The organism is Kitasatospora sp. NPDC032121 (assembly GCF_055580145.1).
Window position 1 is genome coordinate 502,279 of the sequence record NZ_JBVILX010000002.1, and the last position, 26,363, is coordinate 528,641.

At 73.8% G+C, this 26,363-nt stretch carries 26 protein-coding genes and 1 tRNA gene; 16 read left to right on the forward strand and 11 right to left on the reverse strand.

Annotated features, from left to right (window positions below; translation table 11 throughout):
• Positions 1-122 precede the first annotated feature (122 nt).
• From ACZ5OX_RS08140 to ACZ5OX_RS08150, 3 genes are all read left to right on the forward strand, one after another.
• Positions 123-668, forward strand: a complete 546-nt coding sequence (locus ACZ5OX_RS08140; RefSeq protein WP_392868345.1) for a SigE family RNA polymerase sigma factor — start codon at positions 123-125, stop codon at positions 666-668.
• Positions 661-1,944: a hypothetical protein gene (locus ACZ5OX_RS08145; RefSeq protein ID WP_465629213.1), complete on the forward strand. Its 1,284-nt coding sequence runs from the start codon at positions 661-663 to the stop codon at positions 1,942-1,944. Before ACZ5OX_RS08140 ends, ACZ5OX_RS08145 begins: the two co-directional genes overlap by 8 nt.
• 106 nt (positions 1,945-2,050) lie before the next feature.
• On the forward strand, positions 2,051-2,830 hold the full coding sequence (locus ACZ5OX_RS08150; protein ID WP_465629214.1) for an SURF1 family protein: 780 nt from the start codon (positions 2,051-2,053) through the stop codon (positions 2,828-2,830).
• Between the two features lie 26 nt (positions 2,831-2,856).
• Here the strand turns inward: ACZ5OX_RS08150 and ACZ5OX_RS08155 are convergent, their stop codons facing one another.
• Complete coding sequence (locus ACZ5OX_RS08155) at positions 2,857-3,510, reverse strand: hypothetical protein (RefSeq protein ID WP_465629215.1); 654 nt, start codon at positions 3,508-3,510, stop codon at positions 2,857-2,859.
• A complete protein-coding gene (locus ACZ5OX_RS08160; protein WP_465629216.1) occupies positions 3,507-5,375 on the reverse strand; it encodes a S9 family peptidase in 1,869 nt (622 codons plus the stop codon). Before ACZ5OX_RS08160 ends, ACZ5OX_RS08155 begins: the two co-directional genes overlap by 4 nt.
• 544 nt (positions 5,376-5,919) lie before the next feature.
• Here ACZ5OX_RS08160 and ACZ5OX_RS08165 point away from each other — a divergent pair.
• Positions 5,920-6,177: a helix-turn-helix domain-containing protein gene (locus ACZ5OX_RS08165; RefSeq protein WP_465629217.1), complete on the forward strand. Its 258-nt coding sequence runs from the start codon at positions 5,920-5,922 to the stop codon at positions 6,175-6,177.
• 202 nt (positions 6,178-6,379) lie between these two features.
• Here the strand turns inward: ACZ5OX_RS08165 and ACZ5OX_RS08170 are convergent.
• The 3 genes from ACZ5OX_RS08170 to ACZ5OX_RS08180 all read right to left on the reverse strand — a co-directional run bounded on the left by ACZ5OX_RS08170 (position 6,380) and on the right by ACZ5OX_RS08180 (position 8,956).
• Positions 6,380-6,453, reverse strand: a tRNA-Pro gene (locus tag ACZ5OX_RS08170).
• Positions 6,454-6,553: 100 nt separating this feature from the next.
• A complete protein-coding gene (locus ACZ5OX_RS08175) occupies positions 6,554-7,498 on the reverse strand; it encodes a metallophosphoesterase (protein ID WP_392914264.1) in 945 nt (314 codons plus the stop codon).
• A gap of 171 nt (positions 7,499-7,669) precedes the next feature.
• A complete protein-coding gene (locus tag ACZ5OX_RS08180; RefSeq protein WP_465629218.1) occupies positions 7,670-8,956 on the reverse strand; it encodes a helix-turn-helix domain-containing protein in 1,287 nt (428 codons plus the stop codon).
• Between the two features lie 741 nt (positions 8,957-9,697).
• On the opposite strand from ACZ5OX_RS08180, the gene ACZ5OX_RS08185 reads away from it, so the two are divergent.
• A complete protein-coding gene (locus ACZ5OX_RS08185; protein ID WP_465629219.1) occupies positions 9,698-10,159 on the forward strand; it encodes a GatB/YqeY domain-containing protein in 462 nt (153 codons plus the stop codon).
• A gap of 130 nt (positions 10,160-10,289) precedes the next feature.
• Here ACZ5OX_RS08185 and ACZ5OX_RS08190 read toward each other — a convergent pair whose 3' ends face one another.
• Complete coding sequence (locus tag ACZ5OX_RS08190) at positions 10,290-12,653, reverse strand: transglycosylase domain-containing protein (protein ID WP_465629220.1); 2,364 nt, start codon at positions 12,651-12,653, stop codon at positions 10,290-10,292.
• Between the two features lie 424 nt (positions 12,654-13,077).
• On the opposite strand from ACZ5OX_RS08190, the gene ACZ5OX_RS08195 reads away from it, so the two are divergent.
• Positions 13,078-13,401: a WhiB family transcriptional regulator gene (locus ACZ5OX_RS08195; protein ID WP_195911063.1), complete on the forward strand. Its 324-nt coding sequence runs from the start codon at positions 13,078-13,080 to the stop codon at positions 13,399-13,401.
• 174 nt (positions 13,402-13,575) lie between these two features.
• Here the strand turns inward: ACZ5OX_RS08195 and bagB are convergent, their stop codons facing one another.
• Positions 13,576-14,748, reverse strand: coding sequence for an ATPase BagB (gene bagB / locus ACZ5OX_RS08200; RefSeq protein ID WP_465629221.1), 1,173 nt, complete (start codon positions 14,746-14,748; stop codon positions 13,576-13,578).
• The gene (bagA, locus tag ACZ5OX_RS08205) at positions 14,745-15,818 is read right to left on the reverse strand and encodes an ATPase BagA (protein ID WP_449788459.1); all 1,074 of its coding nucleotides are present in this window, start codon (positions 15,816-15,818) and stop codon (positions 14,745-14,747) included. The genes bagB and bagA overlap by 4 nt, the downstream gene beginning before the upstream one ends.
• A 212-nt stretch (positions 15,819-16,030) precedes the next feature.
• Here bagA and ACZ5OX_RS08210 point away from each other — a divergent pair, with 212 nt between their 5' ends.
• The 5 genes from ACZ5OX_RS08210 to ACZ5OX_RS08230 all read left to right on the forward strand — a co-directional run bounded on the left by ACZ5OX_RS08210 (position 16,031) and on the right by ACZ5OX_RS08230 (position 18,838).
• Positions 16,031-16,189 carry a DUF4177 domain-containing protein gene (locus ACZ5OX_RS08210; protein WP_094743074.1) on the forward strand — a complete coding sequence of 53 codons (159 nt, stop codon included), beginning with the start codon at positions 16,031-16,033 and terminating at the stop codon, positions 16,187-16,189.
• The gene (locus ACZ5OX_RS08215) at positions 16,186-16,653 is read left to right on the forward strand and encodes a RidA family protein (protein WP_465629222.1); all 468 of its coding nucleotides are present in this window, start codon (positions 16,186-16,188) and stop codon (positions 16,651-16,653) included. The genes ACZ5OX_RS08210 and ACZ5OX_RS08215 overlap by 4 nt, the downstream gene beginning before the upstream one ends.
• Positions 16,654-16,769: 116 nt before the next feature.
• Positions 16,770-17,636, forward strand: a complete 867-nt coding sequence (locus ACZ5OX_RS08220; protein ID WP_449808644.1) for an NUDIX hydrolase — start codon at positions 16,770-16,772, stop codon at positions 17,634-17,636.
• Positions 17,637-17,834: 198 nt separating this feature from the next.
• On the forward strand, positions 17,835-18,008 hold the full coding sequence (locus ACZ5OX_RS08225; RefSeq protein WP_449788456.1) for a hypothetical protein: 174 nt from the start codon (positions 17,835-17,837) through the stop codon (positions 18,006-18,008).
• Entirely contained in the window at positions 18,005-18,838 is an 834-nt protein-coding gene (locus tag ACZ5OX_RS08230; RefSeq protein ID WP_465629223.1) for an MBL fold metallo-hydrolase, read from the forward strand. Before ACZ5OX_RS08225 ends, ACZ5OX_RS08230 begins: the two co-directional genes overlap by 4 nt.
• A gap of 55 nt (positions 18,839-18,893) precedes the next feature.
• On the opposite strand, the gene ACZ5OX_RS08235 is transcribed toward ACZ5OX_RS08230, so the two are convergent.
• The gene (locus tag ACZ5OX_RS08235; protein WP_030288117.1) at positions 18,894-19,568 is read right to left on the reverse strand and encodes a Crp/Fnr family transcriptional regulator; all 675 of its coding nucleotides are present in this window, start codon (positions 19,566-19,568) and stop codon (positions 18,894-18,896) included.
• A gap of 242 nt (positions 19,569-19,810) precedes the next feature.
• On the reverse strand, positions 19,811-20,599 hold the full coding sequence (locus ACZ5OX_RS08240) for an alpha/beta fold hydrolase (protein WP_465629224.1): 789 nt from the start codon (positions 20,597-20,599) through the stop codon (positions 19,811-19,813).
• 157 nt (positions 20,600-20,756) lie between these two features.
• Here ACZ5OX_RS08240 and ACZ5OX_RS08245 point away from each other — a divergent pair, with 157 nt between their 5' ends.
• Together ACZ5OX_RS08245 and ACZ5OX_RS08250 are read left to right on the forward strand one after the other, a co-directional pair.
• A complete protein-coding gene (locus ACZ5OX_RS08245; RefSeq protein ID WP_465629225.1) occupies positions 20,757-22,409 on the forward strand; it encodes an FUSC family protein in 1,653 nt (550 codons plus the stop codon).
• A 42-nt stretch (positions 22,410-22,451) separates the two neighbouring features.
• Positions 22,452-22,952: a MarR family winged helix-turn-helix transcriptional regulator gene (locus ACZ5OX_RS08250; protein ID WP_392914273.1), complete on the forward strand. Its 501-nt coding sequence runs from the start codon at positions 22,452-22,454 to the stop codon at positions 22,950-22,952.
• Positions 22,953-22,975: 23 nt separating this feature from the next.
• Here the strand turns inward: ACZ5OX_RS08250 and ACZ5OX_RS08255 are convergent, their stop codons facing one another.
• A complete protein-coding gene (locus ACZ5OX_RS08255) occupies positions 22,976-23,146 on the reverse strand; it encodes a hypothetical protein (RefSeq protein WP_465629226.1) in 171 nt (56 codons plus the stop codon).
• Between the two features lie 171 nt (positions 23,147-23,317).
• Between ACZ5OX_RS08255 and nth the strand changes: the two genes are divergently transcribed.
• The 3 genes from nth to ACZ5OX_RS08270 are packed head-to-tail and all read left to right on the forward strand — an operon-like array spanning position 23,318 to position 26,200.
• Positions 23,318-24,196: an endonuclease III gene (gene nth / locus ACZ5OX_RS08260; RefSeq protein ID WP_392868237.1), complete on the forward strand. Its 879-nt coding sequence runs from the start codon at positions 23,318-23,320 to the stop codon at positions 24,194-24,196.
• Positions 24,193-24,966 (forward strand): NUDIX hydrolase, encoded by a 774-nt coding sequence (locus ACZ5OX_RS08265; protein WP_465629227.1) that lies wholly within the window; start codon positions 24,193-24,195, stop codon positions 24,964-24,966. Before nth ends, ACZ5OX_RS08265 begins: the two co-directional genes overlap by 4 nt.
• Before the next feature lie 46 nt (positions 24,967-25,012).
• Positions 25,013-26,200: a MarP family serine protease gene (locus tag ACZ5OX_RS08270; protein ID WP_392914276.1), complete on the forward strand. Its 1,188-nt coding sequence runs from the start codon at positions 25,013-25,015 to the stop codon at positions 26,198-26,200.
• Positions 26,201-26,363: the final 163 nt, after the last annotated feature.

A 26,363-nucleotide genomic window follows, 5' to 3' on the forward strand; every position in this document is an offset into this window, starting at 1 on the left:
TCGAGTGTCCAACGTGCGTGGCGAACGTGATGGTGGGGGCAAGGGCGGGCATCCCGGCGAGAGCCGCGGTGTCCTTCCCGTCGCGCGCCCCGTGGCCTGCGAGTAGGCCGGAAGAAGACCAGATGACGGCGGCCGCACCCGGTGCGGCGGACTCCGGCGCGGGTACCGACGCGGGTACCAGCGAGGACCTGCTCACCGCGACCTACCAGGCGCACTACCGCTCGCTGCTGCGGCTCGCCGCGCTGCTCCTCGACGACCTCTCGACCTGCGAGGACGTCGTCCAGGAGGCGTTCATCCGGGTGCACGCCGCCCGGCGCCGGGTGCGAGAGCCCGAGAAGACCCTGGCATACCTCAGGCAGACGGTCGTCAACCTGTCCCGCTCCACGCTGCGCCGCCGCATCCTCGGGCTGCGACTGCTGCCGAAGCCCATGCCTGACATGGCCAGTGCAGAAGAAGGTGCCTACGATGCCCTGGAGCGCGACCAGTTGAAGGCCGCGCTACGTGGTCTGCAACGCCGTCAGCGGGAGGTTCTGGTGCTGCGTTACTTCGTGGACATGACGGAGGCGCAGGTCGCCGAGACCCTGGGCATCTCGCTCGGCTCGGTGAAGGCCTACGGCTCGCGTGGACTCGCCGCCCTCCGCGTCCAGATGGAGGCCGGACATGGCTGAGGCGGACGGCGCCTCCGGCCCGAACGGGCCTGACGCCTCCATCCCGAACGTGCCCGCCCCGAACGCGCCCGGCGCCGCGAACGTGCCCGCCCCGAACGCGCCCGGCGCCGCGAACGCGTCGTCGTCCGAGGCCGACTCCCTGACCCCGGAGCTGCCGGACCTCTCCACCGAGGAACGGGCACTGCGCGAACTGCTGCACGGCGCCGTCTCCGGCATCCAGCCCGCGGCCGAGGCGCTGCCGCGGATCCGCCGGGCGGTGCCCCGCCGCCAGGCCGCCCGGCGCGGTGCCTGGACCGGGGTGGCCGCGCTCGCCTTCGTCGTCGCGATCGGCCTGCCCGTCCTGCACGAGGGGGAGCACCTCGGGCTCTCCGGCGGCCCCGGATCGGCGGACGCCAAGAGCCCGGCGGCCACCTCCTCCAGCGGCGTCACCGGAAGCGCCGGCGGCACCGGCGGGGCCTCGCACGGGGACCCGAGCGGCACCGGCGGGGTCACGTCGCCGTCCGGTTCGGCCACGGCCCCGCACACCCCCGGCGGCGGGCTGACGCACACCGACGGCGGCGTCGCGCCCTCCGGCACCGGCGGCGCCGACGGCGGCGGCATCGTTCCGCTCTGCACCCGGAAGGACCTCGGCGAGGGCGTCTCACAGGTCGGCGCGGCCGACGGTACCGGGCGGATCTACGGCTCCTTCACGGTCTACAACGTCTCCGGGCACAGCTGCCGGCTCGGTGGGCCGGGCTCGGTGGCGGTCACCGCCGTCAGCGGCGGCGACCGCGGCCGCGTCCACTCCGCCGACCACACCCCGGGCGACCCGGCCGCCGACCTGCCCGCGATGGACGGGGAGCCGCCGGTGCTCGCGCCGCGGGCCGGGTACCGGGTGCCGTTCGCCTGGGTCCCCGAACGGACCTGCACCGGCTCCGGCTCCCTGACCACCCCGGCGTCGAACGGCGTCAACCAGGTGGCCCTGCGCTCGGACGTCCCGGCCGTCGAGCCCGGTGCCCCGGGCTCCGTCACCAGCGACGCGCCCAGCGCCAACCCGCCGGCCTCCTCGTCCCCGTCGGCGGATCCCACCACGGCCCCCAGCCCGAGCGCGAGCCCGACCGGGAACCCGCCCACCACGGCGCCCACCGTGACCATCGCCCACACCCCCGCCCCCGGCAGTCCGGCGGTCGCCACGGCGACCCTGCCCGTGTCGTGCGGCGGCACCGTCTACCGCGGCGGCGTCCAGGGCCTGGGCGGCCCGGCGCCGCAGCCGTCGGGTTCACCGACGGCGGGGTGACCGCCCGGCGGTGCCCGGCGTGCTCGGCGGGTCGTAGCGGGTCGGAGGCCGCCGGGTTCGGGGCCCGGGGGGCGGGCCGGGTGTGAGGAGTGGATACCGTGGGGGTGTGTACCGGTTCCTCCTGACTCCGCGCTGGCTCGGCGGCACCGTCGTGGCCGTGGCGGCCGTGGCGGTCTGCCTGTTCCTGGGCTCCTGGCAGCTCGGCCGGTTCGAGGACCGGGTGTCCACGCACCAGGAGACCAAGCAGGCGATCACCGCTTCGAGTGATGCCCGGCCGCTCGACGCGCTGCTCAACCAGGCGACCCCGCAGGTGACCACCGAGACCGTCGGCAGGACCGTCACGGTGACCGGCAGCTACGACACCGAACACCAACTGCTCGTCCCCAACCGCGTGGTGGACGGCAAGCAGGGCTACTACGTGCTCACCCCGCTGCGCACCCCCGACGGACACGCCGTCGCCGTGGTGCGCGGCTGGGCGCCCGGGACCCCGGCCGCCGCCGGGCCGCCGCCGGGCGGAGAGGTGACGGTGACCGGGCGCCTGCAGGCCAACGAGGCCGTGGGCAGCAACGGCGCGGTGGCGGGCGGCCTGCCCGCCGGGCAGCTCGGCATGATCAACCGGGCGTCGCTGCTGAACGTGCTGGAGTACGACGGCTGGTACGACGGCTGGGTGGCCGCCGACGACGTGCCCGCCGGGCTGACCTCCGTACCGAGCGTGCAGCCGCAGGGCGGGGACGGGCTCACCCTGCGCGCCTTCCAGAACCTGGGCTACACCCTGGAGTGGTTCGTCTTCGCGGGGTTCGTCGTCTTCATGTGGTTCCGCCTGGTGCGCCGCGAGGCGGAGGCGGAGCAGGACCGGGCCCTCGGACTGGACCCGGTCCTGGACTGACCGGCGGAGCCCCGCTCCGCCCCGGCTCAGCGCTTGGTCGGCAGGGCCGGCGCCGGCGTCGGCTTGACCGCCGGCGGGGGCGGCGTCGGAGTGGGCGTCGGGAGGGCCGGCTGGGTCGGGAGCAGCGACTGGGTCGGCGAGGACGAGCCGGTGGGCAGCGGCGTCGGGTCGCTGTGGCAGTGGCCGTTGCCGCTGCCGTTGCCGCCGTGGTCGTCGTCGGAGTCGTAGTGGTCGATGTGGTGGTGCACGGTGCGACCGCTCTTCGACCCCTTGGAGCCCTTCGAGCCCGAGGAACCCGAGGAACCCTTGGAGCCGCTGGACCCCTTCGATCCCTTGGCGAGTTCGACTGTGCCGTCAGGGTCGGTCGGCTCGTACGCCGTCAGCAGCACGGACGCGCCCGCGGCCCCGCCACCGACCGTGCTCCCCGTGCTCCCCGCGCCCGGTGCGCTCGCCTTGGTCGCGGTGGCGGGCGGTGCCGCGGGCGGTGTGGCAGTGGGTGCTGCGGGCGGTGCGGCGGGCGGTGTGGCGGCCGAGCTCGTGGGCACGACCGCCGAGGGGCTCGGCACCACCGGGCCCGCCGGGGGCGGGCAGGAGGCGTCGTTCTGCTGCGAGCCCGAGCAGCCGGTGAGCACCAGGGCCCCGGCGACCGCCGCCCCCGCGAGCATCAGCAGGCGTCTCACGCCTCCCCTCCGGCGCCGCTCGCGTCGGCCTCCGCCGGCGCAGCGCCCAGGTGCCGCCGGACGAAGTCGATCTCCAGCCGCAGCTGCTTGATCCGCTCCTCCACCACCAGAGACCCGTGCCCCGCGTCGAAGCGGTACACCTCGTGCGGCTTGCCGAGCCGCTCCAGCTGCTCGACGTAGTTGTCGATCTGCCGGATCGGGCAGCGCGGGTCGTTGACCCCGGCGCTGATGTACACCGGCACCCGCACCTGCTCGACGTAGGTCAGTGGCGAGGAGGCGGTGAAGCGCTCCGGGACCTCCTCCGGGGTGCCGCCGAAGAGCGTGCGGTCCAGCGACTTGAGCGCCTCCATCTCGTCGGCGTACGCCGTGTGGTAGTCCGCGACCGGCACGGCGGCCACGCCGAGGGCCCAGCTGTCGGGCTGGACGCCGAGGCCGAGCAGGGTCAGGTAGCCGCCCCAGCTGCCGCCGGTGAGCACCAGCCGGGCCGGGTCGGCGAGCCCGCTGTCGACGGCCCAGGCGCGGACCGCCGCGATGTCCTCCAGCTCGATCAGGCCGACCCGCTCGTGCAGCGCGTCCGTCCAGGCCTGGCCGTAGCCGGTCGAGCCGCGGTAGTTGACCCGGACCACAGCGAAGCCGTGGTCCAGCCAGGCGGCCGGGCCGGCGGCGAAGGAGTCGCTGTCGTGGTGGGTCGGGCCGCCGTGGATCTCGAACACGGTCGGGTACGGGCCCTGCGCGGGCGTCGTCGGCCGCTGCACCAGGGCGTGCACCCGCCCGCCGGGGCCGTCCACCCAGACGTCCTCGACCGGCACCGAACCGGGCGGCACCGTGCCAGGCGCCCGCAGCACGACCGTCCCGGCGGTGGAGCGGACGGCGGAGGGCTCGGCGGCGGAGGACCACAGGTACTCGACGGTGCCGTCCGGGCGGGCGGTGGCGCCGCCGACGGTGCCGCGCGGGGTGTCCAGGCGGGTCAGCAGGCCGTCGGCGAGTCCGTACGAGAACAGCTCGCTGCGCGCCTCGTACTCGTGCTCCACCAGCAGTTCCTCGGCGCCGGGGCGCCACTGCGCGGAGACGTCGCCGGGCAGTTCGCGGCCCTGCTCGTCGCGCAGCGGGAGGGCGGTCTCGACGCCGGTGGCGACGTCCCAGATCATCGGCTCCCAGCGGCCGGTGCGCTGGTGGGCGACCAGCAGGCGGGTGTCGCCCTCGACCGGGGCGAAGCCCAGGCAGGCGACGCCGCGCGGCTCGTCCCGGCCGGTGACCTCGTCCAGCTCGGCGACGGTCTCGACGCCGCCCTCCCCGGTGATCCGGACGACCCGGATCGCGGAGTGCATCGCGTCGCCGTGCTCGGTGTGGTCGATGGCGAGCAGTGTGCTGTCGTGGCTGAGGTCGCCGACGCCGCCGTACTCCTCGTGCCGGTAGATCTCGACCGGCCCGGCGCTGCCGGGGCGGTACAGGTGCAGGGTGGTGCCGTCCTCGTCGGTGGAGCGGCCGACGACCACGGTGCCGTCGCGGCCGAGCGCCAGGCCGGCCGAGTAGGAGGCGGCGAGGCCGGGCACGGCCTCCTCGTCGGGACCGCCAGCGAACGGCTGGCGGCGCCAGACGCCGAACTCGTCGCCGTCGTGGTCGTCGAACCACCAGACCCAGTCGCCGTCGGGGGACAGCTCGGCGTCGGTGGTGCCGTTCGGACGGTCGGTGACCTGGCGGTGGGCGCCGGTGGCGCGGTCCCAGGCGTAGACCTCGTAGGTGCCGGTCGCGTTGGACACGTACAGCGCCCGGTCCGGGGCGTCCTCGGCCCAGTCGGGCAGCGACACCCGGGCCGCCCTGAACCTCTGCTCCCACGCCGGGACGGCGCTCTTCTCCTCGCTCATCCGACCATCCAACCCGATCGGGGGGAGGGAAGGGAACGGGCGGGCGGGCTTCGGCCCGCCCACCCGGGGTGCCGGCGGGCGCGGTGAAGACCGGCCCGGCGCCGAGGGCATCCAGACCGCGGCCGAACCTGAGGTGCAGGCCGAGCACCAGGAAGAAGGAGCCCTGGCCGAGCCAGAAGGCGAGTTGGGCGAGCAGACCGCGGCACCGAAGGAGCGGCTGCGGAACAGCCGGGTGTCGACCAGCGGGGTGTCGGCGGTAGCGCCTTGACCGGTGGCGCTGGAGGTGGCGTTCGGGCTCTTCGACGGGGGAGCCGGTGGCAGCGCGGCCGGTGACGGACCGGCGGCGGCGGGGCGAGGCCGACCGGCTGCTGGTCGGCCTCGCCGCACTCGGACTGCTCGCCGAACTCGCCGCAGACCAGCCGCTGTTGTGCGTCCTGGGCGACGTCCAGTGGCTGGACCGGTCCTCACTGGACGCGCTGCTGCCGGCCGCCCGTCGGTTCCAGGCAGAGAGGGCGTCCTGCTGCTCGCCGCCCGCACCGGCGGGGTGTCCGCGTCCGGGGCCGCCCGCGCCCGCACCGAACTCTCCGCCACCGGCACCCCGGCCCTCACCCCGGCCGGCACCCCGCAGCGCCCCCTCACACCCCAGGAACTCCGGATCGCCCGCCTCGCCGCCCAGGGCCTCACCAACCGCGATATCGCCGCCCAGCTCTTCCTCAGCCCCCGTACGGTCGCCCACCACCTCTACAGGGCCTACCCGAAGCTCGACATCACCTCCCGCGCCGAACTCACCACCGTCCTCTGACCGGACCCCGGCCACGACGCGGGCGAACCACGCGCGGGCCCGGACCGGCGGAACGCCACGGAAGGAAGTGCGCGGGGCACGGAAGGAGGAAGGTGCTCGGACGGATCCCCGTCGCCGGGTCGGCTGAGGCACGGTCACCCGGTGGGCCGGGCACAACGACAGAGGCCCTGCCGGATTTCTCCGGCAGGGCCTCTGCACTGGGTCGGGGTGGCGGGATTTGAACCCACGGCCTCTTCGTCCCGAACGAAGCGCGCTACCAAGCTGCGCCACACCCCGGTCTTTCTGTTTGTCGCTCCGTCTCCTTCGCGACGAGTAGAACTCTACCGGACGCTCGCCTAGACACGAAATCCGGTTCCGGGCGGGCGTCCGGCGGGGGTCAGCGGGGGGCCGGGGTGAGGGTGAGGAGGGTGGCCTCGGGCGGGCAGGCGAAGCGGACGGGGGTGTAGCGGTTGGTGCCGCAGCCGGCCGAGACGTGGAGGTACGAGCGGTGGCCGCCGGCGGTGTGGGTGGAGAGGCCCTTGACCCGCCGGGTGTCGATGTCGCAGTTGGTGACCAGGGCGCCGTAGAAGGGGATGCAGAGCTGGCCGCCGTGGGTGTGCCCGGCCAGGATCAGCGGGTAGCGGTCGGCGGTGAAGGCGTCGAGGACGCGCAGGTAGGGCGCGTGGACGACGGCGAGGGAGAGGTCGGCGTCGGCGGAGGGGCCGCCGGCGACCTCGCTGTAGCGGTCGCGGCGGATGTGCGGGTCGTCGAGGCCGGTGAACTCCAGGTCGAGGCCGTTCACGGTGAGGCGGCCGCGGGTGTTGGTGAGGTCGAGCCAGCCGGCCCCGTCGAAGCCGTCGCGGAGCTTCTCCCACGGGTTGTGGACGGCGCCGGTGATGCCGCGGCGGGCGGTGCCGTCGGGGTTGTTCAGGCCGTGGGCGCCGCTGCGCATGGCCTGGAGGTAGCGGGCCGGGTTCTTGCGGGCCGGTCCGTAGTAGTCGTTGGAGCCGAAGACGTAGACGCCCGGGAACTCCATGAGCGGCCCGAGCGCGTCGAGGGTGGCCGGGACGCCGAGCGGGTCGGAGAGGTTGTCGCCGGTGTTGACCACCAGGTCGGGGCGCAGGCCGGCCAGGCTCTTCAACCAGCGCTGCTTCTTGCCCTGCCCGCTCACCATGTGGATGTCGGACACCTGGAGGATCCGGATCGGCCGGGCGCCGCGCGGGAGGACGGGGACCTCGATCCGGCGGAGGCGGAAGGCCCGGACCTCGTACCCGACGGAGTAGGCGAGACAGGCGGCGCCGGTGACGGCGATGCCGAGGGGAACGGAGTGCAGCGGTCGCATCAGGCCATGCTCTCAGACGGTCGATCAGCCGGCGCACGCCCGGCGTCGGTGGTGAGAGCGGCGGCGGCCGGCCCACCGGCCGTGCCCGGAGCGGCATTCCGGGCACGGCCGGCATTCCTGGCGCGGCGGTTGCGGAGGGGTACGGAGGGGTACGGCGGTGCGGGCCGGTCCTCAGGCCGGGATGGCGTTGACGTACTCGCGCATCATCCGGGGGACCCGGTACGCGTACTGGTGCCCGCGCTTGACCTGGACGACGGAGAAGTCGACCAGCTCGGCCAGGACGTCGAGGTTGCGGGCGGCCTCCCGGCCGCCGTCGACCGGCTCCCGGCGGACGTCGTCGATGGAGAACTCCTCGGGGAACCGGGAGAGCCGTCTGAGCGCCCGGCGCTGCCGTTCGTCGAGCAGCCCGTACGCCCAGGCGAGGCTGCGGTGCAGCGAGCGGTGGTGGGAGAGCCCGCCGACCTCCTCCTGGCCGAGGATCGGCAGCACCCGGCACTCCTCCACCAGGACGTGCAGGGGCACCGAGCGCATCCGGACGGCCGCGTTCTCGATCGCGAGCGCCAGGCCGCCGAGGCGCCGGCAGAGCTCGACCACCTGCGGCATCTGGTCGCGGAGGTCGAGGGTGGGGACGACCGAGTGCACCCGGCGGCAGAACAGTTCGGCGGCGGGCGGGCAGCCGTAGGGGCCGTCCGGATGGTCGACCGGCAGCGGTGAGACCTCCCACAGGTCGGCGGGGACCCCGGCGGGCGCCCGCAGCGAGGTGATCATGATGTGGAGCGCAGGGTGGCGCGCCAGCAGCGCCCTGACCTGCCGGGCCACCGTGTCGATGACGTGCTCGGCGTTGTCGATGACCAGCAGCAGCTGGGGCTCGGGCGTGGTCCGCGGGTCGCGGTCGAAGCTCCGGAAGAGCGTGTCGAGCGCGCGCTGGGCCTGCGCCGCGGCGGCGGCCGGGTCGACGCCCTCGGGGGTCACCGAGCCGAGCTCCAGGACCACGACGCCGTCCCGGAAGCGGTCCAACAGGTGGGCGGCCGAGTCCAGCGCCAGCCGGGTCTTGCCGACCCCGGCGGGGCCGGTGAGCACCAGCGGCCGGCCCGGCCGCAGGGCGGTCACGACGTGCAGCAGGTCGGCCCGGCGGCCGACGGTGATGTCCGTCTTGGGGCGCAGGCCCCGCCAGCGCGCGTTGTCCGGGAGTTCGGCGACGTGGGTCGGCCATCCGGCCTCCGGCCGGGCGGACAGCAGCTCGGCCGGAGCGCCCGCCTGGACGGCCCGGGAGAGCACGGTGTCGTTCCGGTCGGTCGCCGCGGAGAACAGCGCGCCCACCAGGAGTTCCACGGAACTGCGCCGCGGATTCTTGATGGCGCCGGTTTCCAGGTTACGGATGGTGCGGACACTGACGGTGGAGTGCTCGGCTAATTGCTCCTGGCTCCATCCGATCATCTTCCGTTGGGTTACCAGCATCGAGCGAAGCTGATTGTTGTCCATTCCCCCGCGCTTCCTGCCGTCGTGAGCAGAATAAAAGTCAGAACTCGATGCGCCGTTTTGCCGGCGCCAATCACTCCGAAAAACGATCACTGCCGGCCGGGCGGTCGGGCAGCCGGGCGGAGCGCAGGCGTGAACGCTCGTGTCGGCTTGGGCCGCAAGGCGCCCGGACGCAAGGTGTCAGGGTCGCACGGTGCTCGGGCGGCAGTGTGTCAGTGCTGTGGAATAATGAATCGGGGACGTGGTGACGGTTTGTCGCAGCTGTTCGTGGCGGCCTTCGGCGGTGATTCGGCGTTGATTCGACGTGAGTCGATCGCCGCCATCGGGCTACTCGAGCGACGCGCGAACGAGTGTACTACGCGGACTTTTTTCGGCGAAGTGGTCACAACGTTCGATTTGCCCCTTTGTGACCGGCAACTTCGCGCCGACCGCGGCGGTTTTCGGCATTGCGGCCGAAATTGTACGAGCATTATCGGCCATCTTGGCCGAATCCATTCGTCCGCCCCCGGTCCCGGACGTCGATTGTTCACGGATTCGACCGCCGTGCGTTCCCGACCCGGATCGTCGCCCGCTTCCGAGCGGAACCGCCTGCGACCCGTGCGCTGTCGGGCGACGGCCGGCCGGGACCGTCGGGGATACTCGTTCAACTGCGGAAATCCCGGTGGTTGCCCAGCGGAAACCTGGTTGAGCCCACCCACGGCCGAAGGATAAGAAGAGGAAATGACAACGCTCAAGGAGCAGCTGCAAGCGGACCTCACGGCTGCCATCAGGGAACGGGACGAGCTTCGCGCGTCCACCATCCGGCTCACCCTGACCGCCGTCACCAGCGAGGAGGTGGCGGGCGAGCAGAAGCGCGAGCTGTCCGACGACGACGTGCTGAAGGTGATCGCTCGCGAGGCGAAGAAGCGCCGGGAGGCGGCCGAGGCCTTCGACACCGCCGGCCGGACGGACCAGGCGGCCCGCGAGCGGTCCGAGCGCGAGGTGCTGGCGGTCTACCTGCCCAAGCAGCTCTCCGACGAGGAGCTGGCCGCGATCGTCGCGGCCGCCGTGGCCACCGTGGCCGAGGGCGGCACGAGCGGCCCGCAGGCGATGGGCGCCGTCATGAAGCTGGTGAAGCCCAAGGTCGACGGCCTGGCCGAGGGCGGCCGGGTCGCCGCCGCGGTGAAGGCCGCCCTGGCCTGAGCCGGCGCGCCCGGCCGCTCCCGCGGGCACGTCCCGCGGGCACGCCCCGGGAACACGCCGAAGGGGCGCCCTCCGCACTGGAGGGCGCCCCTTCGGCATGTTCCGGAGGGCCGGTCACCCGGCCACCGGGTCAGCCGTTCCCGTTCCCGTTGCCGCCGCCGTGCCGGCCGCCGTTCCCGCCCCCGGGGAGGGGCGGCAAGGTGAACCCGCCCGGGAAGCCGCCCGGCAGCCCGCCGGGCTGGCCACCGGCCTGGCCGGGGTTGCCGCCCTGCTGCGGCGGCGGGGGGTTGGCGCCGGGCTGCGGGGCGTTCGGGTCGGCGGCCGGCTGGGTGGCGCCGGCCGCGGGGGTGCCCGGCGCGGGAGCGGCCGGCTGCGGGTCCGGGATGCTGGCGGTCTGGATCGGCTCCAGCGGGGTGCCCTTGAGCGCCTGGTTCATCGCCATCGCCCAGATCGGGCCGGGGCCGTCGGCGCCGAACACCTCGGTGAAGGGCTTGCCGCCGATGGTGATGTTCTTCATCTTGACGCCGCCGGCCGGGCCGCCGAGCCAGACCGCGGTGGCCAGCGACGGGGTGTAGCCGCTGAACCAGGCGGCCTTCTTCTCGTCGGTGGTACCGGTCTTGCCGGCGATCTTGCGGCCGTCGTCCATGGTCAGGGCGGCCGCGGTGCCCTTCTCGGTCACGTTCAGCAGGACGGCGTTGAGCGAGTCGGCGGTCTGCTCGGAGAAGGCCTGGCTGCACTGGGACTGCGGGACCGGGATGTCCTTGCCGTCCACCGTGGTGATCTTGTTGATCGCGACCGGGGTGCAGTACTTGCCGCGGGCGGCGAAGGTCGCGTAGACGTTCGCCATGGTCAGCGGCGAGAGCTCCAGGGTGCCGAGGACCATCGAGGGCACCTCCTGGAAGGCGTCGCCCTTGGCGGACTGGGTGATGCCCAGCTTGTTGGCCATCTGCTTCATCGCGCAGAGGCCGACCTGCTGCTCCATCTGCACGAAGTAGGTGTTGACCGAGCGGGCCATCGCCTCCTTCAGCTGGTACGGCCCGACCTCGCTGTCCTGCTCGTTCTTCACCGTCTCCTTGGGCTTGACGGTGTTCTTCCAGGTGCCCGAGCAGGTGGACATCTGCGGGTACTCGATCTTGTTCTCGGACGGGAACGACTGGGTGTTCGACATGCCCGACTCCAGCGCGGCCGCGGCCAGGATCGGCTTGAAGGTCGAACCGGTCTGGAACCCGTTGCCGCCGCCCATCGCGGCGTCCACGTTGAGGTTGACGACGGTCTGGTTCTTGTTGGAGTCCAGGCCGTACGGGCGGGTCTGGGCCATCGCGAGGATCTTGCCGGTGCCCGGCTCCATCATGGTCGCGGCGGCCGACACCGTGTCGGTCACGTAGACCTTCTTGGTGACGGCGTTCTGGGCGGCGGCCTGCTTGTCCGGGTCCAGCGTGGTGTAGATGTTCAGGCCGCCGGTGTTCCACACCTTCTTGCGCTCGTCGGCGCTCTTGCCGAAGGCCGGGTCCTGCTTGACCACGTGGCGGACGTAGTCGCAGAAGAAGCCCATGCCGGCCTGGGCGGTGATGCAGCCGTTCTGCGGGTCCTTGTACTTCAGGCCCAGCGGGGCGGCCTTCGCCTCCTTCGCCTGGTCGGCGGTGATGTGCTTGTTCTCCAGCATCTTGTCGATCACGACGTTGCGGCGCTTGACCGTGTTCTCGGGGTAGCGCACCGGGTCGTAGGACGACGGGTTCTGCACCATGCCGGCCAGGGTGGCGGCCTCGGCGATGGTCAGGTCCTTGTTGCTCTTGCTGAAGTAGCGCTGGGAGGCGGCCTCGACCCCGTAGGCCTGGTGGCCGTAGAAGGTGATGTTGAGGTAGTTGGTGAGGATCTGGTCCTTGGACAGGTCCTCCTCCAGCTTGATGGCGACCTTGAGCTCCTGGATCTTGCGGCCCAGGGTCTTGCGCTGGGCCTCCAGGACGGCCGCCTGGTCGTCGCCGGCCTTCTCCACGTTGACGTTCTTCACGTACTGCTGGGTCAGCGTCGAAGCGCCCTGCGCGGTGGTGCCGCTCTCCGCGTTCTTGCTGATCGCGCGGAGCACGCCCTTGAGGTCGACGGCGCCGTGCTCGTAGAAGCGGGCGTCCTCGATGTCCACCTGGGCGTGCCGCATGAACGGCGACATCTGGTCGGCGGTGATGACGGTGCGGTCGCGCTCGTAGACCTTGGCGATCAGGCCGCCCTTGGCGTCGAAGATCTGGGTCGCCTGGGTCAGCGGCGGCGTCTTGAAGTCGTCGGAGATGTTGGAGAAGCTCTCCGCCGTGTCCTTGGCGGTCAGCCCGATGGCGCCGACCGCGGGCAGGGCGAGGCCTGCCAGCAGGACTCCGGAGAGCACGCTGACGCCCAGGAACTTGACGCCGTTGCCGACGTGCTCCATCGGGGATCCGTCGGCCTTGCCGCGCGGAGCTCCGGTGTTGCCTGGGGGCTGGGATGCCTGAGGGCGCTTCGGTGCCATGAGGAGAACCCTACGTTGCGGATTCCCGCACACCGGGGCAGGTGTTCGCCTAGGCTTGTCACAAGCTTGCGACAGCTTCGGTGCGTCAACATCATTCACTCTTGTGGGCGAGGAGAGTTGCCCGGATTGCCCGCCGATGGCCGGGTTCTGAGGCGACTGTGGCCTGTTGTGCCCGTGTGGCCGGTTGCTCTCCGTGACGACTCCTGTGGCGAGCGTGGGGGCGCCGCTCTTGGCGAGGTGTGCGACCTGCGATCACTCCAACGAGTGAGCTGATCGCCACCCATAGTCCGATTGGGTCATTCGAGATTGAGCCCGAAGGGGCTGTTGCAAGCTCTCGTTCTTCCGTAACGTCCTCAACTGGCAACGGTGAATATGCCGTTGCCGCCGTGGGGGAGCCTCGAATACGGGAGAGGACGGCGCCGGCATGGGCTGGGTTGACGACTGGAGTGCGCAGGCCGCCTGTCGCACGAGTGATCCGGACGAACTGTTCGTCCAGGGGGCGGCACAGAACCGCGCGAAGGCGGTGTGCAGCGGCTGCCCCGTCCGGACGGAGTGCCTCGCGGACGCCCTGGACAACCGGGTGGAGTTCGGGGTGTGGGGCGGGATGACGGAGCGGGAGCGCCGGGCGCTGCTGCGCCGCCGCCCGACCGTCATCTCGTGGCGGAAGCTGCTGGAGACGGCGCGCACCGAGTACGAGGAGTCCCTCGCGACCGGGGTGATACTGACGGACTACGCCCAGGCGGGCTGAGCCCGGCCGCACCACGCGGTCCGGGCCGGTCGGCCCTCGGGCGCGGGCCACCGCGCGCCGGCGGTCACCCCCGAGCCGTCAACCGGGCCGTGGCTCCGGCCAGATCGCACCTCCGGCGAGACCGTGGCTCCGGCGGGATCGTGGCTCCGGCGAGAGGCCACGCCACACCGTCGGCTACTCGGCGCCGTTGAGCCGCTCCCCGATGGCCCGCAGGCCGTCCAGGTCGTGCACGTCCCCCGGCAGCGCCGGCACCTCCACGATCGGCACGTCCGGGTACACCGAGACGAAGCGGTCGCGGGTGCGGCGTTCGCGCCCCATGATCTGCATCCGCTCGGCGTGCAGCCGCAGCAGCCCGGCCGCGAGCAGCTCGGCCTCCGGCGAGGCGTGCTCCGAGCCGTTCTCCTCCAGCGTCTCGGCGGCCGCCAGCGCCCGTTCCGCCGTGAGCTGCGGTGCCCCGGTGCCGTGCACCCGGTTGAGCACCAGCCCGGCCAGCGGCATCCGGTCCGCGGCCAGCCGGTCCACGAAGTACGCCGCCTCGCGCAGCGCGTCCCGCTCCGGCGCGGCCACCACCAGGAACGCCGTGCCCGGCGCCTTGAGCAGCTGGTACGTGCGGTCCGCGCGCTCCCGGAAGCCGCCGAACATCGAGTCCATCGCGCTGACGAAGGTCTGCACGTCGGTGAGCAGTTGGGCGCCGAAGATCTTGCCGAGGGTGCCGGTGAGCAGACCCATCCCGGCGTTCAGGAAGCGCATCGCGCTGCGCCCGCCGACCTTGGCCGGGGCGGTCAGGATCCGGATCACCCGGCCGTCCAGGAAGGACCCGAGCCGGTTGGGCGCGTCCAGGAAGTCCAGCGCCGAGCGGGACGGCGGGGTGTCCACGACGATCAGGTCCCACTCCTCGGCGGCGCGCAGCTGCCCGAGCTTCTCCATCGCCATGTACTCCTGCGTGCCCGCGAAGCCGGCCGACAGGGACTGGTAGAAGGGGTTCTCCATGATCGCCCGGGCCCGTTCGGGCTCGGCGTGGGCCAGCACGACCTCGTCGAAGGTCCGCTTCATGTCCAGCATCATGGCCTGGAGTTCGCCCTCACCGCTGACGCCCTTGACCACCCTGGGGGTGTTGTCGAGCTCGGTGAGGCCCATCGACTGGGCGAGCCGGCGGGCCGGGTCGATGGTCAGCACCACGACCTTGCGGCCGCGTTCGGCGGCCCGCAGACCGAGCGCCGCGGCGGTGGTGGTCTTGCCGACGCCGCCGGAGCCGCAGCAGACGATGATCCTGGTCTTCGGGTTGTCGATCAGCTCGTCCACCGCGAGCCGCCGCCCGGTGCTCCGCACCCCGCTGTTCGAGGTCATGCCGCCCCCTGCCGCTTCAGTTCGCCCGCCAGCCGGTACAGCCCGCCGAGGTCCACGCCCTCGCCCAGCAGCGGAAGTTCGTACGTGGGGAGCCGCAGCTGCTGGATGTCGGCGCGCTGCGCGCGTTCCAGCTCGACCCGCTCGGCGTGCTCCCTGGCCTGGTCCAGCAGCGGGTCGAGCAGCGGCTCCACCGCCGCCCTGACCTTCTCCGCGGTGCGCGTGCGGCCGCCGAGCCCGGCCTCCCCGAGCGCCAGGGCGACCTCCTCGCGGTGGTCCCCGTCCACCGCGGCCACCGCCGCCGCGTCCAGCACCGGGGGCCGGACCATGTTGACCATCACCCCGCCCACCGGGAGCTTCGCCTCGCGCAGCTCCGCGATGCCGTCGACCGTCTCCTGCACCGGCATCTCCTCCAGCAGGGTGACCAGGTGCACCGCGGTCTCCGGCGACTTCAGCACCCGCATCACGGCCTGCGCCTGGGTGTGTATCGGGCCGATCCGGGCCAGCCCGGCGACCTCGGAGTTGACGTTCAGGAACCGGGTCAGCCGCCCGGTCGGCGGGGCGTCCATCACCACCGCGTCGTAGCGCCGCCGGCCGTCCTGGTCCTTGCGCCTGGTCGCCTCGCAGGCCTTGCCGGTGAGCAGGACGTCCCGCACGCCGGGCGCGATGGTGGTGGCGAAGTCGACGAAGCCGACCTTCTGGAGCGCCTTCCCGGCCCGGCCGAGCTTGTAGAACATCTCCAGGTACTCCAGCAGCGCCAGCTCGGTGTCGATCGCCAGCGCGAAGACCTCGCCGGGCCCGCCCTCCCCGGCCGGGAGCCCCAGTTGGGGGCGGGAGACCGAGGCGATCCGGCGCTCCTCGTACGGGAGTGCGGCGATCCCGAACAGCTCGGCGACGCCCTGCCGGCCCTCGACCTCGATCAGCAGCACCCGTCCGCCGTCCGCGGCGAGCGCCAGGGCCAGCGCCGCGGCCAGCGTGGTCTTCCCGGTGCCGCCCTTGCCGCTGACCACGTGCAGCCGGACGCCCTCCCAGTCGGGGTCGCGCCGGGCCGCCTGGTCGGGGGTGCGTGCCACGCTCCGTCTCCGTCCGTCTCCGTCCTACGGGCGTCCCCTCCTGACGAGGGTGCCCCTCACCAGGGTGCCCTCTCGCGAGGGTAACCAGGGAGCGCACCGGATGCCCGGAGCACCTGGGCCGTCAGGCCCGATCATGCCCTCTTTGTGCCCCACCTCACACGCCCGGGGGCGGGCGGCGCGGTTCGCCGCGACGGCTCGTCTAGAGTCTGGCCATGACCAAGTGGGAATACATGACGGCGCCCCTGCTGGTGCACGCCACCAAGCAGATCCTGGACAACTTCGGCGAGGACGGCTGGGAGCTCGTCCAGGTCGTGCCCGGCCCGAACCCGGAGCAGCTGGTGGCCTACTTCAAGCGGGAGAAGAACGCATGAGCAAGGTCGAGGAGAAGCTCGCCGAGCTGGGCCTGACCCTGCCTCCGGTGGCCGCCCCGGTCGCCGCCTACGTGCCGGCCGTGGAGTCCGGCGAGTTCGTGTTCACCTCCGGCCAGCTCCCGGTCGTCGGCGGCAAGCTGCCGACCACGGGCAAGGTCGGCGCCGAGGTCTCCCCGGAGGAGGCCAAGGAGCTCGCGCAGATCTGCGCGCTGAACGCCCTGGCCGCCGTGAAGTCGGTGATCGGCGACCTCGACCGGATCGAGCGGGTCGTCAAGGTCGTCGGCTTCGTCGCCGCCGCCCCCGACTTCATCGCCGTCCCGGCCGTCGTCAACGGTGCCAGCGAGCTGCTCGGCCAGGTGCTGGGCGACGCCGGCGTGCACGCCCGCAGCGCCGTCGGCGTCGCTGTGCTGCCGCTGGACGCCCCGGTCGAGGTCGAGCTCGTGGTGCGCGTCAAGGCCGCCTGAGCCTGATCGCGGAGGCGGGGCCGGACACCTTCCGGCCCCGCCTCCGTGTGGCCGGAGGGTGTCCGATCGACCGGTGAGCCTGGCGGGAATCGTCGGACACGCCCTAGCATCCGGGCATGGACCATCGAGCGACGACGCTCCCGATGCCGCCCGGCTGGCCCGCCCGGATCCGGGCGGTCGAATCCGGCGCGGTGACCCCGCCGGTGCCCAAGGCCGCCGCGACGGTCGTGCTGCTGCGCGACGCCGCCGACGGGCCCGAGGCCTACCTGCTGCGCAGGCGCACCTCGATGGCCTTCGCGGCCGGGATGTACGCCTACCCGGGCGGCGGGGTGGACCCGCGGGACGCCGAGGTCGAGCCGGGCTGGGCCGGACCGGCTCCCGAGGAGTGGGCCCGGCGGCTCGGGCTGGACGCCCGGACGGCGCGGGCGGTGGTCTGCGCGGCGGTCCGCGAGACCTTCGAGGAGGCCGGCGTGCTGCTGGCCGGCCCCGACTCCGACAGCATCGCCGCACCGCGCGACTGGTCCGCCGAACGGGCCGCGCTGGAGGCGCACGAGCTGTCCTTCGCCGAGTTCCTCCGCGACCACGGCCTGGTGCTGCGCAGCGACCTGCTGGGCGGCTGGGCCCGCTGGATCACCCCGGAGTTCGAGGAACGGCGTTACGACACCTGGTTCTTCGTCGCCGCGCTGCCGGCCGGCCAGCGCGCGGCCCTGGAGGTCGGCGAGGCCGACCGGGTCGCCTGGCTGACCCCGGCCGAGGCGGTGCGGGGCTACCGGGAGGGCCGGTTCGGCATGCTGCCGCCGACCGTGACGGTGCTGCGCGAGCTGTCCTCGGTGCGGACCGCGGCCGAGGCGCTGGCCGCGGCGGCCGACCGCCGGCTGGCGCCGGTCCTGGGCCGGGCCGAGGTCCGCGGCGACCGGCTGACGGTCCGCTGGCCCGGTCATGAGGAGTTGACCATCGACGGGGAGTTCCCGGAGGGCTCCTGACCGTTCCACCCACGGGGACCATCCGTACGACCCGCAGGACCCGTGGGACCCGCAGGACCCGTGGGGCCCGTCGGGGTCGCGAGGCCGCACGAACCCCGCGAGGCAGCACGACCCCGCGAGGCCCGTACGACCGCGCGGGCCCGTGTTCCCGCACGACGTGACCGACCCGTACCGACGCAGAGAAAGGACCGACGCCCGATGACCCACAACGACGTGGCTCGCCGGACGGCGCCAGAGATGCCCGCCCGCCGCCTGACTCCCCGTACCCCCGCCTGTGACAGCCAGGTCCCGTTCGCCGAGGTGGCGCAGCGCGCCCTCACCCGGGTGCTGCCGCTGCGGGCCCTGCACCGAGACGGCGGAGGCGGCCGGTGAGCGGAATCCTGCCGGGCGACCCCGCCGCCGTCGTCGGCGGCGAGGCGACCCCTCGGGCGCTGTGCGTGCTGGCACCGAACCCGTCGCCGATGACGCTGGACGGCACCAACACCTGGCTGCTCTCCGAGCCCGGCTCGGACCTCGCGGTGGTGATCGACCCGGGCCCGTTGCACGAGGGCCACCTGCGCCGGGTGATCGACCTCGCGGAGGAGCGGGGCAAGCGGGTCGCGCTGACTCTGCTCACCCACGGCCACCCCGACCACTCCGAGGGCGCGGCCCGCTTCGCCGAGCTGACCGGCACCGAGGTGCGGGCCCTGGACCCGGTGCACCGGCTGGGCTCGGAGGGCCTGGTGGGCGGCCAGCGTCTGGACGTCGGCGGCCTGGACCTGCGGGTGGTGGCCACCCCGGGGCACACCTCGGACTCGCTGACCTTCCACCTGCCGGACGACGGCGCGGTGCTCACCGGCGACACCGTGCTCGGCCGCGGCACCACGATGGTCGCGCACCCCGACGGCCGGCTCGGCGACTACCTGGACTCGCTGCGCCGGCTGCACACCATGGCCTCGCACCACGGCGTGCGGACCGTGCTGCCTGGCCACGGCCCGGTGCTCGCGGACGCGCTCGGCGCCGTCGACTACTACCTGGCCCACCGGGCGGCCCGGCTCGCCCAGGTGGAGACGGCGGTCGAGACGGGCTGCCGGACCGCGCCCGAGGTGGTGGCCAGGGTCTACGCCGACGTGGACCGGGCACTCTGGCCGGCCGCCGAGCTGTCGGTGCGGGCCCAGCTGGACTACCTGGAGGAGCACGGGCTGATCCCCGAGCTCGACTGACCGCGAACGCGGAAGGGCCCGTCCGATCGGACGGGCCCTTCCGCGTTCGCGGGCGTCAGCGCGAGCGGCGCGACAGCCGCTCGACGTCCAGCAGGACCACCGCGCGGGCCTCCAGCTTCAGCCAGCCGCGGCCGGCGAAGTCGGCGAGCGCCTTGTTGACCGTCTCGCGGGAGGCGCCGACCAGCTGGGCCAGCTCCTCCTGGGTGAGGTCGTGGGCGACGTGGATGCCCTCCTCGGACTGCACGCCGAACCGGCGGGAGAGGTCCAGCAGGGCCTTGGCGACGCGGCCGGGCACGTCGGAGAAGACCAGATCGGACATCACGTCGTTGGTGCGGCGCAGTCGGCGGGCGATGGCCCGCAGCAGCGCGATGGAGACCTCGGGGCGGGCGTGCAGCCAGGGCTGGAGGTCGCCGTGGCCGAGGCCCAGCAGCTTGACCTCGGTCAGCGCGCTGGCCGTCGCGGTGCGCGGGCCCGGGTCGAACAGCGACAGTTCGCCGATCATCTCGCTGGGGCCGAGCACGGCCAGCATGTTCTCGCGGCCGTCCGGCGAGGCGCGGTGCAGCTTGACCTTGCCCTCCGCCACGACGTACAGCCGGTCGCCCGGGTCGCCCTCGTGGAACAGCGACTCCCCACGGGCGAGGGTGACCTCGGTCATGGAAGCGCGCAGCTCGCCGGCCTGTTCGTCGTCGAGTGCCGCGAAGAGTGCGGCGCGCCGCAGAACGTCGTCCACGTGCTTCCTCCTTCTCGGCCGTACGGCGGGTGGGCCGTCCGGCGCAAGTTCCGTTCAGTGTTCTGCGTCACCAAGCATGGCGCATGTCGCTCCGATCATATGAGGAGGGGGTGTGCCGAGGTGTGCCGTGCGGGGCCATTCGTACCGGCCGGTTACCGGGCGGAGCCGGTGCCGGGAGCCTTTGATCGAATCTCTGTACGATTTGACCGAACGGGCGGCCGCCCTGCGGCACCGGCCGTGGGTCAGGCGTAGAACGCCACCAGTTCCGGCGCCAGCACCTCGGCCACCACCTCGTGGGTCTGGCCGTCCAGCGTCCGGTGTTCGGCGCCGGGCACGGCCGCCGCCACCGCGCGGGCCGGGGCCCGCAGCATCTCCGGGCTGTCGCCGCCGTCCAGGGACAGGGTCGGCACGGCGACGGTGGCCAGCAGGTCGACCGGGACGGCCGAGTCGGTCCGGTCGCCGAGTGCCGCCGCGTCGTAGGCCAGGGTCGGTGCGACCGCCTCGAACAGCGACCACCCGGGCGCGCCGCGCATCCCCTCCACCGCCTCCGCCGGCGCCCCGGCGTAGGCCATGAGGGCCGCGACGGCGTCCCCGCGGCGCCCCTCGGCGAGCGCCGCCGTCAGCTCGGCCACGTACTCGCGGAAGCGCTCGCTCTGCGCCTCCTCGGTGCTGAACGGCGGCTCGTAGACGGCGAGCCGGGTGATGCCGATGTCCGCGGCGGCGGCCCGCAGGGCGAGCGCGGCGCCGGCGGAGTGGGCGAAGACGCGGGCCGAGCCGCCCGCCGCCGTGATGACGGCGGCCAGGTCCTCGATCTCGCGTTCCACCGCGAAGGGCCCGTTGTCCCCGCTGTCGCCGCGCCCGCGCCGGTCGTAGGTCCACACGGTGTGGTGCGCCGCCAGCTGCTCGGCGATCGCGGCGCTCGGCCCCACGCCGCGGTGGCACAGCGCGCCGTCGACCAGGACGACGGCCGGGCCGGAGCCGGTCACGGAGCAGGCGAGGACGGTGCCGTCGGTGGAGACCACGGTGCTCATCGGGTGTTCCTTCGGTCGTGCGAGTCGGTCAGGGGGATGGACCGGGGTTCGCCGCGCAACTCATCGGTCCGGCGGCAATCTACTGTCCGGGGCCTGGTGCGCGCGGGGAGTCCGAGAGGATATGTTTTACAGGTAAATTACCTGCTAATCTTTTCGTATGGTCACAACCGCCCAGTTCCGTCAGGCAGTTCGGGTCGGTCCGGCCGGAGACGGCTGGCACAAGCCCGCGCTCAGCGCCGTGGTCACCCTGGGCGCGCTCAACCTCACCCTGCTCGGCCTCGGGCGGCTCGACCTCGCCCTCTACACCGCGGCCGGCGGCCTGGGCGCGCTGTACGGGCACGGCCTGCCCTACCGGGCCCGGGCCCGGACACTGGCCGGCGTGCTGCTCGGCACCGTGCTCAGCACCGGCGCCGCCCTCACCGCCGCCGCGCTGACCCGGGACGCCGCCGTCCTGGTCGCGGTGGCGGCGGCGCTCGCCGCCCTGCACAAACTGCTCTGCGACGCCGCCAGGGTCGGCCCGCCCGGCAGCCTGATCATCACCTTCACCTCCGCCAGCTGCGCCTTCGTCCCGCAGCGGCTCGTCGAGGTCCCGCCGCACCTGGCACTCACCGTGCTCGGCGCCACCCTGGCCTGGCTGGTCTGCATGGCCCCGGCCCTGGTGCGCCCGTACGGGCCGGAGCGGATCGCCACCGCCCGCGCGCTGGAGGCCGCCGCCCGGCTGCTGCGGACCGGGCCCGGCGCGCCGGACGGGGCCGCCCGTACCGCCCTGGTCGGCGCGGTCGAGGCGGCCTGGCAGAGCCTCGCGCTCTCCGCCCCGGCCCGGCGGCGCGCCCTCGGCGACGCGCCCGAGCGGCTGCTGGTGCGCGCGGAGGCCGCACTGGCCGGACCGGCCCGGCCCGAGGACGCCGCGCGGTACCTCGGCTGGGCCCGCGACCTGCGGCGCGGCCGCCCGCTGCCATCGCCGGACCTCACCGAGGCGGAGGCCGTCGAGCCGGCCGCCCGCCGCCCCGGCACCCGGCCACCGCTCCGGCGGGCGCTGCGGCCCGGGTCGGCGCTGCTGCCGATCGCGCTGCGCGTCGCGGTCGGCTGCGCCGCCGCCGGGTGGCTCTCGCTGGCGCTCGGCGTCGGCCGGCCGTACTGGGCGGTGGTCACCGCGGCCTCGGTGTTCCAGGCCAACAGCACGCTGTCCTGGCAGCGCGCCCTGCAGCGGGTGCTGGGCAACCTGCTCGGCCTGCTGCTGTTCACGGCCGTGCTGCCCCTCGCGCACTCGGGCCCGGCGGCGCTGATCGGGCTCGGGCTGGTCTGCCAGTTCGGCGCGGAGGCGACGATCGCCCGCAGCTACTGGCTGGCGACGGTCTTCGTGACCCCGCTGGCGCTGCTGATGACGGAGTTCGCGGGCCCCCAGCCGGCCGGGGCGCTGGTCGCCGACCGCTGGCTGGACACCTGCGTCGGCGCGCTCACCGGCCTCGCGGCCTGCCTGCTGGTCACCAACCGCCGCACCGCCGCCCGACTGGCCCGCGCCCTGGCCGGAGCCGAGGCCGCCGGACAGCGGGCGCTGGCCGCCGTCCGCGCCGACCAGGCCGTGAGCGCCCCGGAGGCGCGCGCCGCCCGTACCGGCCTCGCCACCGCCCTGCTGGAACTGCGCGAGGCCACCGACACCGCCGCCGGCGAGTGGCGCCGCCCCGACCTCCCGCACCAGCGCGCCACCGCCACCGAGCAGCAGGCCCACCACCTGCTGGCCGCCCTGCTGGAACGCCGCGGCCGCGGCCGCCTTCCCGACCCGGCCGGGCCCCTGCCGGACACGGCCTAGGATCGAAGCCGATCGGCAGGCCGCAGAACGGGAGCAGCACGCGTGGAGGACGTCGTCGCAGGTGTGCTGCGCCAGTGGGAGCGGGCCTACCCGGGGCTGGACACCGGCCCGATCGCCGTCCTCGGCCGGATCAACCGCTGCGCCGCGCTGCTCCAACAGACCCCCGACCCGCTCACCCGGGCCGGCCTCACCCGCGCCGAGTTCGACATCCTCGGCGCCCTGCTCCGCCTCGACCGCGAGCTGACCCCCACCCAGCTGGCCCGGGAGAGCTTCGCCTCCGGCGCCGCCGTCACCAAGCGGCTGCGGCTGCTGGAGGAGCGCGGCCTGGTCAGCCGCCGCACCGACGACCGGGACCGCAGGGTCGCCCACCTCGCGCTCACCGAGCAGGGCCGGACGCTGGTGGACGGACTGATCCAGGAACTCGTCGCCTACGACCGCGCCCTGCTGGCCGGCCTCACCCCCGCCGAGCAGGACCGGCTCGCCGAGGCCCTCAGCGGGCTGCTGAACAGCCTTGAGGGGACGATCGGCCGCACCCTGGGCTGAGCCGCCGAGGCGGTGACGAGGCGTCAACGGCGCCGCCCCGGCGCCGGTGGTGCCCGGGCGTCCTTGCCGGGGAGACCGAGCGCGCGGGCGGCGAACGCGGCGCGCAGGCGGGCGCGGCGCACCGGTCCGGTGTGACCGGCCTCCGGGACGGCGACGAGCTCCGCGTCCTCCTCGTACGCGAGGAGGGCCGTCAACGCGCCGCGCACCACGCCCTGGCCCTCCGCCGGCAGGACCCCGGTCCTCCGCGCCCTCCCCCTCACAGGTGACGGCCGCGGGCGGAGTTCATCGGACAACAGGCCTTGCCAGGGCCGGTTTCCGTGCTTGATCGGCCACGAGCGGTCCGCCGGTCGGCGTAGCCTTCGTGCATGGCAGAGAGCAAGGTCCGGAAGGCCGCGGCGAAGAAGCCGGTGGCGAAGAAGGCGGCGGTGAAGCCGAGGAAGCCGGAATCGCACCTGGCGATGGTGCGTCGGGCCCGGAGGATCAACCGCGAACTGGCGGAGCTGTACCCGTACGCGCATCCCGAGCTGGACTTCGAGAACCCCTTCCAGCTGCTGGTGGCCACCGTGCTATCGGCGCAGACCACCGACCTGCGGGTGAACCAGACCACGCCGGCGCTGTTCGCGAAGTACCCGACGCCGGAGGACATGGCGGCGGCGAACCCGGAGGAGCTGGAGGAGATCATCCGCCCGACCGGCTTCTTCAGGAACAAGGCGAAGTCGCTGCTGGGCCTCTCGATAGCGCTGCGCGACGAGTTCGGCGGCGAGGTCCCGGGCCGCCTGGCCGACCTGGTGACCCTGCCGGGCGTCGGCCGCAAGACCGCCAACGTCGTCCTCGGCAACGCCTTCGGTGTTCCCGGCATCACCGTGGACACCCACTTCGGGCGGCTGGCCCGACGGTTCGGCTGGACCACCGAGGAGGACCCGGTGAAGGTCGAGGCGGCCGTCGCCGAGATCTTCCCGAAGTCGGAGTGGACGATGCTCTCGCACCGGGTGGTCTTCCACGGCCGCCGGATCTGCCACTCCCAGAAGCCCGCCTGCGGCGCGTGCCCGATCGCGCCGCTCTGCCCCTCGTACGGCGAGGGGGAGACCGACCCGGAGAAGGCACGCAAACTGTTGAAGTACGAGATGGGCGGCCAGCCCGGGCAGCGGCTGCGGCCGCCGGCCGACTTCCCCGGTGAGGCGGCCGCCCGCGCGGACGCCGCCGTCCACCAGGGACGGGTCGCGGACCTGGCGGTGGACGCGTGAGCGGGCGGTGCGGGCACCCCGGGCCGGAAGCCGGGGGAGTCGCGCGGGGCATCGAGCCGGACGGGCTGCCGGCCTGGCTGGAGCCGGTCCGGGTGGCGGCCGAGCGGGTGCTGCCGGAGCAGCTGAGCCGCTTCCTGCCGCCGGCCGAGGGCGGCCGTCCGGCGGCCGTGCTGATGCTGTTCGGCGAGGGGCCCCAGGGGCCGGACCTGCTGTTGATCGAGCGGGCCCGTTCGCTGCGCTCGCACGCCGGGCAGCCGTCCTTCCCGGGCGGTGTGCTGGACCCGGAGGACGGCGATCCGAACGGCCCGGGCCCGATCGCGGCGGCGCTGCGCGAGGCCTGGGAGGAGACCGGCCTGGACCCGGCGGGGGTGCAGGTGTTCGCGGAGCTGCCCCGGCTGTACATCCCGGTGAGCAGCTTCGTGGTGACCCCGGTGCTCGGCTGGTGGCGCGAGGAGACGCCGGTGCGCCCGGTGGACACGGCCGAGACCGGCGCGGTGTTCCGGGTCCCCATCACGGAGCTGGCCGACCCGACGAACCGGGTGCGGCTGCGCCAGCCGTCCGGGCACCTCGGCCCGGCCTTCTCGGTCGCCGGGCGGCTGGTCTGGGGCTTCACCGCCGGGGTGATCGACCGGGTGCTGCACCACAGCGGCCTGGAGCTGCCCTGGGACCCGTCCCGGATCGTCGACCTCCCGGACGACGCGCTGGCGCTGGTCCGGGGCGACCTCGAACACTCCCGGATGCTGCCGGGCGGCGAAGCCGACGCTTCGTGACCGGCCGTCGGCGCGTCCGGCGCGCGGACCGTGGGAGGGTGTCCGAGTGAACGTCCTGGATGTGCTGCTGATCGCCGCGGCCGTGGCATTCGCCGTGTCGGGCTACCGGCAGGGCTTCGTGGTCGGCGTGCTCTCGCTGGTCGGCTTCCTCGGCGGCGGCCTGCTCGCCGTCGAGCTGCTGCCGCTGCTGGTGCTCGACCACATCGGCCCCGGCACCACGGCCTCGGTGGTGGCGGTCGTGGTGGTGATCGTCCTCGCCGCGATCGGCCAGGCGATCACCGCGCACTACGGCTGGAAGCTGCGCGGGCACATCGGGCGGCGCCCGGCCAGGGTGCTGGACGCGAGCGGCGGCGCGGTGGTGAACGTCGTCTCGATGCTGCTGGTGGCCTGGCTGATCGGCTCGGCGCTGGCCGGGGCGTCCCTCCCGACGGTCTCCCGGCAGGTCCGCTCCTCGGCGGTCCTCGGCGGAGTGCAGAACGCGCTGCCCGACGACGCGCCGAACTGGTTCTCGGACTTCTCCAAGGTGCTCGCCCGCAACGGCTTCCCGCAGGTCTTCAACCCGTTCGAGCACGAGCCGATCACCCAGGTCGACAGTCCCGACCCCGCGCTGGCCGCCAGCCCGGCGGTGGCACGGGCCCGGCAGAGCCTGGTCAAGGTGGTCGGCACCGCGACCTCCTGCGGCAAGACCCTCGAGGGCAGCGGCTTCGTCTTCGCCCCGCACCGGGTGATGACCAACGCCCACGTGGTCGGCGGGGTCAACGAGCCGACCGTGCAGATCGGCGGCGTCGGGCAGCTGTACGACGCGACGGTGGTCCGCTACGACTGGCAGCGCGACATCGCCGTCCTGGACGTGCCCAAGCTGAACGCGCCCGCGCTGGCCTTCGCGGGCGAGGCGAAGACCAATGACAGCGCGATCGTGGCGGGCTTCCCGGAGAACGGCGCCTTCAACGTCCAGCCGGCCCGCATCCGCGGCCGGATCCAGGCCAACGGCCCGGACATCTACCACCGCGGGCAGGTGGTCCGCGACGTCTACTCGGTGCGCTCGGTGGTCCGGCAGGGCAACAGCGGCGGCCCGTTGCTCACCCCGGACGGCGAGGTGTACGGCGTGGTCTTCGCCAAGTCCCTGGACAGCGCGGACACCGGCTACGTGCTGACCGCGTCCGAGGTGCGCGAGGACGTCGAGCAGGGCGGCGCCGCGACCGCCCGGGTGGACACCCAGGGCTGCGCGCTCTGACCGGACGGGGTCGGGGAGGGTGCGGGAGCGGCCGGGAGGGTGCGGGCCCGGCTCCGGGAACGGCCGGGGAGGGTGCGGGCCCGGCTCCGGGAGCGGCCGGGCAGGGTTCGGGCCCGGATCCGGGAGTGGCCGGCGGGCGCGCCGGGCCGGACCGTCCGATATC